The organism is Streptococcus mitis, from assembly GCF_002096845.1.
Classification (GTDB): domain Bacteria; phylum Bacillota; class Bacilli; order Lactobacillales; family Streptococcaceae; genus Streptococcus; species Streptococcus mitis_A.
In genome coordinates this window covers 1-12,550 of record NZ_NCVK01000028.1, presented here as the reverse complement: position 1 = coordinate 12,550, position 12,550 = coordinate 1, and the positions used below count along the sequence as shown (strand labels likewise).

Annotated in this window: 8 protein-coding genes; 7 read left to right on the top strand and 1 reads right to left on the bottom strand. The window is 44.1% G+C overall.

All coding sequences use genetic code 11. The features are described from left to right. A partial coding sequence (locus B7695_RS06205; RefSeq protein WP_142358871.1) for a MiiA motif-containing surface protein occupies positions 1 to 820 on the top strand: 820 nt, incomplete at its 5' end. Between the two features lie 113 nt (positions 821 to 933). Here the strand turns inward: B7695_RS06205 and B7695_RS06200 are convergent. Beyond that, complete coding sequence (locus tag B7695_RS06200; RefSeq protein WP_084890482.1) at positions 934 to 3,030, bottom strand: GH92 family glycosyl hydrolase; 2,097 nt, start codon at positions 3,028 to 3,030, stop codon at positions 934 to 936. A gap of 170 nt (positions 3,031 to 3,200) precedes the next feature. Between B7695_RS06200 and B7695_RS06195 the strand changes: the two genes are divergently transcribed. The 6 genes from B7695_RS06195 (at position 3,201) to B7695_RS06170 (ending at position 12,302) form a co-directional block, all read left to right on the top strand. Continuing rightward, a complete protein-coding gene (locus B7695_RS06195; protein WP_084890480.1) occupies positions 3,201 to 4,481 on the top strand; it encodes a glycoside hydrolase family 125 protein in 1,281 nt (426 codons plus the stop codon). Between the two features lie 274 nt (positions 4,482 to 4,755). Then, positions 4,756 to 7,401, top strand: coding sequence for an alpha-mannosidase (locus B7695_RS06190; RefSeq protein WP_084890478.1), 2,646 nt, complete (start codon positions 4,756 to 4,758; stop codon positions 7,399 to 7,401). Positions 7,402 to 7,484: 83 nt separating this feature from the next. Continuing rightward, positions 7,485 to 8,354 (top strand): ROK family protein, encoded by an 870-nt coding sequence (locus tag B7695_RS06185; protein WP_192855740.1) that lies wholly within the window; start codon positions 7,485 to 7,487, stop codon positions 8,352 to 8,354. Continuing rightward, positions 8,348 to 10,228, top strand: a complete 1,881-nt coding sequence (locus B7695_RS06180; protein ID WP_084890474.1) for a beta-N-acetylhexosaminidase — start codon at positions 8,348 to 8,350, stop codon at positions 10,226 to 10,228. The genes B7695_RS06185 and B7695_RS06180 overlap by 7 nt, the downstream gene beginning before the upstream one ends. 207 nt (positions 10,229 to 10,435) lie before the next feature. Beyond that, on the top strand, positions 10,436 to 11,365 hold the full coding sequence (locus tag B7695_RS06175; protein WP_084890484.1) for an ABC transporter permease: 930 nt from the start codon (positions 10,436 to 10,438) through the stop codon (positions 11,363 to 11,365). Between the two features lie 13 nt (positions 11,366 to 11,378). Beyond that, the gene (locus B7695_RS06170; protein ID WP_084890472.1) at positions 11,379 to 12,302 is read left to right on the top strand and encodes a carbohydrate ABC transporter permease; all 924 of its coding nucleotides are present in this window, start codon (positions 11,379 to 11,381) and stop codon (positions 12,300 to 12,302) included. Positions 12,303 to 12,550 lie beyond the last annotated feature (248 nt).

Sequence of the window (12,550 nt, the reverse complement as noted above, 5' to 3'; positions counted from 1 at the left end):
AGTTGATGACAAAGGTAACGCAACCGTAACGGATCCAACAACTGGTTCTTCAGCAACTATTCCATCAAGCGACTTGGTAGAAAAAGCGAAAGAAGCAACACCAGTAACTCCAGTCACACCTGTAACTCCAGCTAAGACAGAAGTTAAGGATTCAGAACACTTGACAGACAAAGAAAAAGAAGCTGTTAAGGATAAAGTTGAAAAAGCGAACCCAGGTAAGAACGTCACAGTTGATGACAAAGGTAACGCAACCGTAACGGATCCAACAACTGGTTCTTCAGCAACTATTCCATCAAGCGACTTGGTAGAAAAAGCGAAAGAAGAAACTCCAGTCACACCTGTAACTCCAGCTAAGACAGAAGTTAAGGATCCAGAAGCTAAGACACCAGTTAAAGATCCAGCTAACTTAACAGACGCAGAAAAAGCTAAAGTAGCAGAAGAAGTTAAGAAATCAAACCCAACAGCAACAGATGTTAAAGTAGGTAAAGATGGAACAACAACTGTAAGCTTCCCAGATGGCTCAACAGCAGTAATTCCAGCTGATAAAGCAGTAGCGAAAGCTAATGATTCAGAAGGTGTTCAAGATCCATCAGCAACAGCAGTTAAAGATCCAAGCAACTTGACAGACGCTGACAAAGCTAAGGCAGCATCTAATGGTAGCCAAGCAACATCAGCTCAAGCAAATGCTCGTAAAGTAGCTAAAGAATTACCAAATACAGGTACAGCAGATTCTACTGTAGCTATGGTAGCAGCTGCCGCAAGTGCATTACTTGGTCTTGGTCTTGCAGGCCGTCGTCGTAAAGAAGACGAAGAAGCTTAATTGGTAGATTGTTTGATAAACATCAGATGATAAATCCGATTTTCAAAGCTTAAGCAAGTACCTCTCACAAGAAAATCTCCTAGCAGGAAAGCCTGCTAGGAGATTTTTGCATTTCAGGAAGTGAATGACTGGCTTGGCAACCAGCTAAGAGTGAAGGTTAGTTGCTCAGCTTTTAGGAGGTCTTGATGTTGAATGCTAGTTATAGAGGTATTATCTAGTCGACATTCTTTTACAAAGTTAAAATGGCTGTGGTTTTGTTTAGTATGGATATCTAGCCACTTATCTTCTTTAGCCAGATAGATTCGGAGGTGGTCAAAGAGAGGGATTCCGAGGTCATAGCTTGGTTTTCCTGGACAGGTCGGATAAAATCCGAGAGCTGACCAGATGTACCAGGCCGAGAGACTGCCGTTATCCTCATCGCCAGGATAAGCTTCCCAATTTGGGTGAAAAGCTTTCTGACGGAGAGTCTTGATAAGAAGGGCAGTGTAGTCAGGGTAGTTGCTGTAACGGAAGAGATAAGGAATGTGGAAGCTCGGTTGATTGGAAATAGCGAGTTGTTCAAAAGGAGCAGTAGCCATTTCGCTCATTTCGTGAATCTCGTAGCCATAGCCTGTTGTCTCAAAGAGGGGAGCCTCCTGACAGGTTTTCAAAAGATAGTTGCTAAAGGCTTCTTTTCCACCCATAAGCTGGATTAAGTCTGGAATGTCGTGGAGGACTCCTAAAGTTGCTTGGATGGCAGAGCATTCGGCATAGTCGAGTCCCCAACTATAAGGAGAGAAGTCAGGTCGGAAGTTGCCTTGCTTGTCTCGCGCTCGCATGTAACCTGTCTCAGCGTCAAATAGATGGCGGTAATTTTGTGAAGCAGTCCTATAGATTTCCGCGATGTCATTCTGACCAAGTTTTTCAGCACAGCTGGCGATACAAAAGTCGCTATAGGCATAGTCAAGAGTGTGACTGACGCTTTCGTGGTGGTCGGTAGAGAGGTAGCCAAGTTCTTGGTATTGGGCTAGTCCGTGACGACCATTGATGCCGAGAGGGTCGGACTTGCTGGCTGTTTCAAGCATGGCTTGAAGGAGTTCTTCTTCCAAGTCGGGAGCCATGTCCTTGCAGGCGCTATCTGCGATAATACCGTCTAAAAGTGTACCTGGCATCATACCCCGTTCATCTGGAGCCAGCCATTTTGGAAGAAAACCAGTATCACGGTAGCTATTGAGAAAACCTTCTAAAAAGCGGTGATAGTGCTCCGGTATGATAAGGGCAAAGAGGGGGAAGGTGGTGCGGAAGGTATCCCAGAAACCATTGTTGCTGAAGAGGACACCAGGCTTGACAGTATTAGTAGCCAGATCCATGTGGATGGCTTGCCCTGATTCATCAATCTCATAAAAAGTCTGTGGGAAGAGGAAGAGTCTGTAAAGGCAGTGATCAAAGAAGGTTCGGTCAGCCTCTCCTGTCTCTACAACATCAAAACGATGGAGGAAATTTTCCCAATCCGCTTGGGCATTTGCTTTACAGCTATCAAAATCTTTTTGAGGTAGATTAAGCAGTGCTTGAGAAGGAGAGATGAAAGAAGTCGCTAGCTGAATCTCAGTTTGCCTACTTGCTAAGTCGATTCGCCAGTCTTCGCCTTCTTGGCTGATAGCAAGAATATCCGTGTTCATTTGCAGGGCAGTGAACATAGTTAGTGGATTTTTGTTGGTCTCAGTTTTTCCTTCTTGTCGCAGGGCAAGATTCCTCTTATCTACTTGCTCTACTGTCAGCTCATCTGTTGCGTGAAGATAGAGGGAGAGGGATTTGCCTTGCTTTTGCTCCAAACGAATAGAAGCACCGTAGCAAGTCGGTGTAAGCTGACTTTCAATCTGATAGCGCAGGGAGAAAATCTTCAGATAATGAGGTTGGAAGGAGGCCTTATCCATATCATAGGAAGACTGACGATGAAAGAGGTTGTCTCCACCTAGTTGGCCTGTGACAGGTGTCAGGAGGAGCCAAGAGTAGTCGCCAATCCAAGGGCTGGGCTGGTGGGTTAATCGAATCCCCTGAAAGATAGGCAGATGTGGATCGAAAAACCAAGATCCTTCCTGGTCACTGGTCTGGGGCACAAAGTAATTCATCCCAAAAGGAAGGCCTGTGTATGGCAGGGTATTTCCCCGAGAAAAGGCATGCTTGCTGGCAGTCCCAAAGCGGGTATCGATGGTTTCAAGTAGTGGTTTCATAGTCTTTCCTTTAGCTGTTTTTCTACATTATATCAGAAAAATGGGGCCTTTAGAAAAGGAGTTTCAAAGATAACTATTTTGTAGAAAAATGACTATCATTTGTGTATGTATTTTCTGTCTCAAAAGCTATATACTGAAAATGAAACTTGTTTGAAAGAGGATACTGCACGATGATTTATTCAAAAGAAATTGTTAGAGAATGGCTAGATGAAGTAGCGGAGCGGGCTAAGGACCATCCAGAGTGGGTGGATATCTTTGAGCGTTGCTATACAGACACCTTGGACAATACGGTTGAAATCCTAGAAGATGGTTCAACCTTTGTACTCACAGGAGATATTCCTGCTATGTGGCTTCGAGATTCGACAGCCCAACTCAGACCCTACCTGTATGTGGCTAAAAGAGATCCCCTCCTGCGTCAGACCATTGCAGGTTTGGTCAAACGTCAGATGACCTTGGTACTCAAGGATCCTTATGCCAATTCCTTCAACATTGAGGAAAACTGGAAGGGGCACCACGAGACTGACCACACAGACCTGAATGGCTGGATTTGGGAACGCAAGTATGAGGTGGACTCGCTTTGCTATCCTTTGCAGTTGGCTTATCTCCTCTGGAGAGAGACTGGCGAGACTAGTCAGTTTGATGAAACTTTTGTCACAGCGACTAAGGAAATTCTCCATCTGTGGACGGTAGAACAAGACCACAAGAACTCTCCTTATCGTTTTGTCCGGGATACGGATCGTAAGGAAGACACCTTGGTAAATGATGGTTTTGGTCCTGACTTTGCCGTGACAGGAATGACCTGGTCAGCTTTTCGTCCAAGTGATGATTGTTGTCAATATAGCTACTTGATTCCATCAAATATGTTCGCTGTAGTTGTCTTGGGGTATGTGCAAGAAATCTTCGCAGAACTAGCCCTAGCTGATAGCCAGAGTGTTATTGCTGATGCTAAGCGTCTCCAGACTGAAATCCAAGAAGGTATCGAAAACTATGCTTACACCACCAACAGCAAGGGCGAAAAGATTTATGCCTTTGAAGTAGATGGTCTAGGAAATGCCAGCATCATGGATGATCCAAACGTACCAAGTTTGTTGGCTGCGCCTTATCTGGGCTATTGCGATGTCAACGATGAAGTGTATCAAGCAACTCGTCGTACCATTCTGAGCCCTGAAAATCCATACTTCTACCAAGGAGAATACGCTAGCGGTCTCGGAAGTTCTCATACCTTCTATCGCTATATCTGGCCCATTGCTCTGTCTATCCAAGGCTTGACAGCTACAGATAAAGCTGAGAAAAAATTCTTGCTAGATCAGCTGGTTGCTTGTGATGGTGGAACAGGTGTTATGCACGAAAGCTTCCACGTAGATGATCCGACCCTCTACTCACGCGAATGGTTCTCTTGGGCTAACATGATGTTCTGTGAATTGGTCTTGGATTACTTGGATATTCGCTAATGCTCTTCGAAAATCTCTTCAAACCATGTCAGCTTCACCTTGCCGTAGGTATGGTTACTGACTTCGTCAGTTCTATCCACAACCTCAAAACAGTGTTTTGAGCTGACTTCGTCAGTTCTATCTACAACCTCAAATCAGTGCTTTGAGCAGCCTGTGACTAGCTTCCTAGTTTGCACTTTGATTTTCATTGAGTATTAGCGCAACTGATTCTTGTCAGAATCACAAATTTACATTTAAAACATTAAAAATTTAATTTAGAATGAGGTTTTACTTCATGGAAAATGTTGTCGTACATATTATCTCACATAGTCACTGGGACCGTGAGTGGTACTTGCCTTTTGAAAGCCACCGTATGCAGTTGGTGGAATTGTTTGATAATCTCTTTGATCTTTTTGAAAATGACCCTGAGTTCAAGAGCTTCCACTTGGATGGACAAACCATTGTCCTTGATGACTACTTGGAGATTCGCCCTGAAAATCGCGACAAAGTTCAACGCTACATTGACGAAGGAAAATTGAAAATTGGTCCCTTTTACATTTTGCAGGATGATTACTTGATTTCAAGTGAAGCCAATGTCCGCAATACTCTTATTGGTCAGCAAGAAGCTGCCAAATGGGGCAAATCAACCCAGATTGGTTACTTCCCAGATACCTTTGGAAATATGGGACAAGCGCCTCAAATCCTTCAAAAATCAGGTATTCACGTGGCGGCCTTTGGTCGTGGTGTGAAGCCGATTGGATTTGACAACCAAGTTCTCGAAGATGAGCAGTTTACTTCCCAGTTTTCAGAAATGTACTGGCAGGGTGCGGACGGAAGTCGTGTCCTCGGTATCCTCTTTGCCAACTGGTATAGTAATGGGAATGAAATTCCAGTTGATAAAGACGAGGCCTTGACCTTCTGGAAACAAAAACTGGCAGACGTGCGTGACTATGCTTCGACCAACCAGTGGTTGATGATGAACGGCTGTGACCATCAGCCTGTCCAGAAAAATTTGAGTGAAGCCATTCGTGTGGCAAATGAACTCTTCCCAGATGTAACCTTTGTTCATAGTTCTTTTGATGAATATGTCCAAGCCGTGGAAAGTGCCCTACCAGAGCAATTATCAACGGTTACAGGTGAGTTGACCAGTCAGGAAACAGACGGCTGGTACACACTTGCCAACACTTCTTCATCCCGTATTTACCTCAAACAAGCCTTCCAAGAAAATAGTAATTTGCTAGAGCAAGTTGTAGAACCCTTGACGATTATCACTGGGGGCCACAACCACAAGGACCAGTTGACCTATGCTTGGAAAACACTTTTGCAAAATGCGCCACATGATAGTATCTGTGGCTGTAGCGTGGACGAGGTTCATCGTGAGATGGAAATCCGTTTTGCCAAGGTTAATCAAGTCGGAAACTTTGTTAAGACCAATCTTCTCAACGAGTGGAAGGGTAAAATCGCTACAGCTAAGGCTCAAAGTGATTATCTCTTTACTGTTATTAACACAGGCTTGCATGATAAGGTTGATACTGTCAGCACAGTAATTGATGTGGCGACTTGTGATTTCAAGGAATTGCACCCAACAGAAGGTTACAAGAAGATGGCTGCTCTTACCTTGCCAAGTTACCGTGTGGAGGACTTGGATGGGCGTCCTGTAGAGGCTAAAATCGAAGACCTTGGGGCTAATTTTGAGTACGATTTACCAAAAGACAAGTTCCGCCAAGCTCGTATCGCTCGACAAGTGCGCGTGACTATTCCAGTTCACCTAGCGCCGCTTTCTTGGACAACCTTCCAATTGCTGGAAGGAGAACAAGAACACCGTGACGGTATTTACCAAAACGGAGTGATTGATACACCATTTGTAACGGTCAGTGTGGATGACAACATCACAGTTTATGACAAGACAACTCATGAAGCCTATGAAGATTTTATCCGCTTCGAAGACCGTGGGGACATCGGAAATGAGTATATCTATTTCCAACCAAAAGGAACAGAGCCAATCTATGCAGAGCTTAAAGGCTACGAGGTCTTGGAAAACACAGCTCGCTACGCTAAGATTTTGCTCAAACATGAATTGACCGTGCCTGTCAGTGCAGATGAAAAGCTAGAAGAAGAGCAAAAAGGTATCATCGAGTTTATGAAGCGTGAGGCTGGACGTTCAGAAGAATTGACAAGCATTCCTCTTGAAACTGAGTTGACTGTTTTTGTTGACAATCCACAAATCCGCTTTAAGACTCGCTTTACTAACACTGCCAAAGACCACCGTATCCGTCTCTTGGTCAAGACTCATAACACGCGTCCAAGCAATGATTCCGAAAGCATCTATGAGGTGGTGACACGACCAAACAAACCAGCAGCTTCATGGGAAAATCCTGAAAATCCTCAACACCAACAAGCCTTTGTTAGTCTGTATGACGATGAAAAAGGTGTGACCGTATCCAACAAGGGATTGAATGAATACGAAATCCTTGGAGACGACACTATTGCAGTGACCATTCTGCGTGCGTCAGGTGAGTTAGGTGACTGGGGTTACTTCCCAACACCAGAAGCACAATGCTTGCGGGAGTTTGAAGTCGAATTTGCGCTTGAATGCCACCAAGCCCAAGAACGCTTCTCAGCCTATCGTCGTGCTAAAGCCTTGCAGACACCGTTTACCAGCCTTCAGCTTGCTAAACAAGAAGGAAGCGTGGCTGCGACTGGTAGCCTCTTGAGCCATTCTGTTCTCAGCATACCGCAAATCTGTCCAACAGCCTTTAAGGTAGCTGAAAATGAAGAAGGCTATGTTCTTCGCTACTACAATATGTGTAGTGAAAATGTACGTGTACCGGAAAGTCAACATCTCTTCCTTGACCTACTTGAACGACCATACCCAGTTCATAGAGGCCTCATTTCACCACAAGAGATTCGTACAGAATTCATCAAAAAAGAAGAAATTTAATTTCAAAAAGTAAACATAAAGAGAAAGGAGGGGCGAAAAGGTAAGAACTAACTACTGATTCGCCCCTTTTTATGGTAAAAACAATGACCATTGCAACAATTGATATCGGAGGGACTGGAATTAAGTTTGCCAGTCTGACTCCTGATGGGAAAATACTGGATAAGACAAGTATTCCAACACCAGAAAACTTGGAGGATTTACTAGCTTGGTTAGACCAGCGCTTGTCAGAGCAGGATTATAGCGGGATTGCTATGAGCGTTCCAGGTGCGGTCAATCAAGAGACAGGTGTGATTGATGGCTTCAGTGCGGTGCCTTATATCCACGGCTTTTCTTGGTATGAGGCGCTTAGTTCTTATCAGATTCCTGTCCATCTAGAAAATGATGCCAACTGCGTTGGGCTCAGTGAACTACTAGCTCATCCAGAGCTTGAAAATGCAGCCTGCGTCGTGATTGGGACAGGGATTGGCGGAGCCATGATTATCAATGGTAGACTTCATCGAGGTCGCCACGGCCTGGGTGGGGAATTTGGCTACATGACAACCCTTGCCCCTGCTGAAAAGCTCAACAACTGGTCGCAACTAGCGTCAACTGGAAATATGGTGCGCTACGTGATTGAAAAATCTGGTCAGACTGACTGGGACGGTCGCAAGATTTACCAAGAGGCCGCAGCAGGAAATGCCCTTTGTCAAGAAGCCATTGAGCGCATGAACCGCAATCTGGCGCAAGGCTTGCTCAATATTCAGTATCTCATCGACCCAGATGTCATCAGTCTGGGAGGCTCTATCAGTCAAAATCCAGATTTTATCAAAGGGGTGCAAAAAGCAGTTGCCTCCTTTGTGGAAAGATATGAAGAATATACAATTGCTCCAGTTATCCAAGCCTGCACCTATCATGCAGATGCCAATCTCTACGGTGCCCTTGTCAACTGGCTACAGGAGGAAAATCAATGGTAATTTTTACAGGACTTAGTTCCAAACAAACGCAAGCTATTGAGGTTTTAAAAGGTCACATTTCTCTACCAGATGTAGAGGTAGCAGTCGCTCAGTCTGACCAAGCCTCTATCTCTATCAAGGGTGAGGGTGGCCACTATCAATTGACCTACCGCAAACCTCACCAACTTTATCGTGCCTTGTCCCTGTTGGCAACATTCCTAGCAGAAGGTGACAAGGTAGAGATTGAGGAACAAGCAGCTTATGAAGATTTAGCCTATATGGCAGACTGTTCTCGAAATGCGGTGCTGAATGTGGCTTCTGCCAAGCAGATGATTGAGGTCTTGGCTCTCATGGGCTACTCAACCTTTGAGCTCTACATGGAAGATACCTACCAGATTGAAGGGCAGCCTTACTTTGGCTATTTCCGTGGGGCTTATTCAGCAGAAGAGTTGCAGGAAATCGAAGCCTATGCCCAGCAGTTTGATATGACCTTTGTGCCCTGCATCCAGACCTTGGCTCACTTATCAGCCTTTGTCAAATGGGGTGTCAAAGAAGTGCAGGAGCTCCGTGATGTAGAGGATATTCTCCTCATTGGCGAAGAAAAGGTTTATGACCTGATTGATGGCATGTTTGCCACTTTGTCTAAACTGCAAACCCGTAAGGTCAATATCGGGATGGACGAAGCCCACTTGGTTGGCTTGGGATGCTACCTTATCTTGAACGGTGTTGTGGACCGTAGTCTCCTCATGTGCCAACACTTGGAGCGCGTGCTGGATATTGCTGACAAATATGGTTTCCACTGTCAGATGTGGAGTGATATGTTCTTTAAACTCATGTCAGCGGATGGTCAGTACGACCGTGATGTGGAAATTCCAGAGAAAACGCGTGTCTACCTAGATCGTCTCAAAGACCGTGTAACCTTGGTTTACTGGGACTATTATCAGGATAGCGAGGAAAAATACAATCGTAATTTCCGCAATCACCACAAGATTAGCCACGACCTTGCCTTTGCAGGGGGAGCTTGGAAGTGGATTGGTTTCACACCTAACAACCATTTCAGCCGGCTCATTGCTCTTGAAGCGAACAAGGCCTGCCGTGCCAATCAGATTAAAGAAGTCATCGTAACTGGTTGGGGGGACAATGGTGGTGAGACAGCTCAGTTTTCTATCCTACCAAGTCTGCAAATCTGGGCAGAACTCAGCTATTGCAATGACCTAGACCGTTTATCTGCTAACTTCAAGACTAATACAGGTCTATCAGTTGAGGATTTCATGCAGATTGACCTAGCCAACCTTTTACCAGACCTACCAGGCAATCTCAGTGGAATCAATCCTAACCGCTATGTCTTTTATCAGGATATTCTCTGTCCGATCTTTGACCGACACATGACTCCTGAACAGGACAAACCGCACTTCGCTCAGGCTTCTGAGACGCTTGCTGAGATTAAAGAAAAAGCTGGGAACTATGCCTATCTCTTTGAAACTCAGGCCCAGTTGAATGCTATTTTAAGCAGTAAAGTAGATGTAGGACGACGCATTCGCCAAGCCTATCAAGCGGATGACAAAGACAGCTTGAAACAAATTGCCAGAGAAGAATTGCCAAAACTCAGAAGTGAGGTTGAAGACTTCCATGCTCTCTTTAGCCACCAATGGTTGAAAGAAAACAAGGTCTTTGGTTTGGATACGGTCGATATTCGTATGGGCGGACTCTTGCAACGAATCAAACGAGCAGAAAGTCGTATCGAGGCTTATCTGGCTGATCAGCTGGACCGCATCGACGAGTTAGAAGTGGAAATTCTGCCATTTACTGACTTTTACGCAGACAAGGACTTCGCAGCCACAACAGCCAACCAGTGGCATACCATTGCGACAGCTTCAACCATCTACACGACTTAAAAACAAGAACACCGTGCCTTACTCAGAGTGTTTCCCGTGAAACATCCCTTGCTTAAAAAGTACTCCACATAAAATAATTTGTGGAGTTTTTTCTATAATTAGTAGTTTAACCTAACCTTCAAATAGGAGTATACTAATAATGTAATCGTTATCAAAAGTCTAAAAAGGAATTTTTAGATGGATATCAAAATAAAAAGGGAGGAAATTATGAATAAGTTTTCAAAGACCTTGAGAGACAACTGGATCTTTCTCTTAATGGTTTTACCAGGGGCGCTCTGGTTGATTCTATTCTTCTACATTCCAGTATTTGGGAACGTGGTTGCCTTCAAAGACTACCACATGACCAGTAATGGTTTCATAGATAGTATCATGAATAGTAAATGGGTCGGACTCGATAATTTCAGATTCTTATTTAGTTCAAGAGACGCCTTTATTATCACACGAAATACTGTCCTCTACAATCTTGGCTTTATCTTTATTGGCTTGATTGTATCAGTAGGGATTGCCATTATCCTCAGTGAACTCCGTTCTAAGAGAATGGTTAAGATCTTCCAAACTTCCATGTTGTTTCCTTACTTCTTGTCTTGGGTTATTATCAGTTTCTTTACAGATGCCTTCCTAAACATTGATAAAGGGGTGTTCAACCATTTCCTAGAGTCTATTGGGATGAAGGAAATCAACTTCTACGCTGACTTGGGTATCTGGCCATATCTCCTACTTTTCCTAGGTATTTGGAAAGGTTTTGGATATAGCAGTGTCATGTACTATGCGACAATCATGGGAATTGATCCAACTTACTACGAAGCAGCGACAGTGGACGGGGCTAGCAAATGGCAACGAATTCGCAATGTAACTATTCCACAGTTGACACCGTTGGTAACTGTATTGACCATCCTTGCAGTCGGAAATATCTTCCGTGCAGACTTCGGTCTTTTCTACCAAATTCCCCACAATGCTGGTCAGCTTTATAACGTAACCAACGTCTTGGACGTATATGTTTATAATGGTTTGACCCAGACAGCGGATATTGGGATGGCTTCAGCAGCAGGTCTCTACCAATCAGTTGTTGGCTTGATTCTGGTTATCCTATCAAACTTACTGGCAAGACGAGTTGATCCAAACTCAGCCTTGTTCTAGAAAGGAGGAGAATATGGCAGAAAAGAAAATTAAAAAAGAAAAAATTGATAATGTCGGCATTCACTCCTTCAGTAAGAAAGCAGATATCTTCTTCAGTATTATTTCTGGTTTGATCGCCCTCTCTTGTATCCTACCCTTTGTATTCGTTATCGTTATTTCGGTGACAGATGAAAAGAGTATCCTCCAAAATGGATATAGCTTCTTCCCATCCCAATTCGGTTTAGACGGTTTTGAATTTTTGGCACAGTTTAAGGATAAAATCCTCCAAGCCCTCTTCATCTCAGTCTTTGTAACAGTGGTGGGGACTATCACAAACGTTTTTATCACAACAACTTATGCCTACGCTATTTCACGGACAACCTTTAAGTATCGCAGATTCTTTACGATTTTTGCCCTTCTTAGTATGTTGTTCAACGCTGGTTTGGTACCGGGCTATATCGTGGTAACTCGTTTACTTCAACTTGGTGACACTGTTTGGGCCTTGATTGTTCCAATGCTTCTCTCACCATTTAACATCATCTTGATGCGTTCCTTCTTTAAGAAGACCATTCCAGAAGCCATTCTAGAATCTGCTCGTATCGATGGTGCCAGTGAAGCCCGGATCTTCTTCCAAATCTGTTTGCCATTGTCACTACCAGGTATCGCAACCATCACGCTTTTGACAGCACTTGGTTTCTGGAATGACTGGTTCAACGCCCTTCTTTACATCAAGAGTGACAACTTGTATCCATTGCAATATTTGCTCATGCAAATCCAACAAAATATGGACTACATTGCCAAAGCGGTCGGCTTGACTGGTCAACTGGGAGTTGCTCTACCGAAAGAAACAGGTCGTATGGCCATGGTTGTGGTTGCAACCCTTCCAATCGCGATTTTGTATCCATTCTTCCAACGCTACTTTGTAAAAGGTTTGACTATCGGTGGTGTGAAAGAATAGTGCTTGTTGAGAAAAAACATTTCTCAGTTCCCAACTTCCCTTGTGTGAAGTTAATACTCTTCGAAAATCTCTTCAAACCGCGTCAACGTCGCCTTGCCGTAGGTATAGGTAACTGACTTCGTCAGTCTTATCTACAACCTCAAAACTGTGTTTTGAGCTGACTTCGTCAGTTCTATCTGCAACCTCAAAACAGTGTTTTGAGCAACCTGCGGCTAGTTTCCTAGTTTGCTCTTTGATTTTCGAAGAGT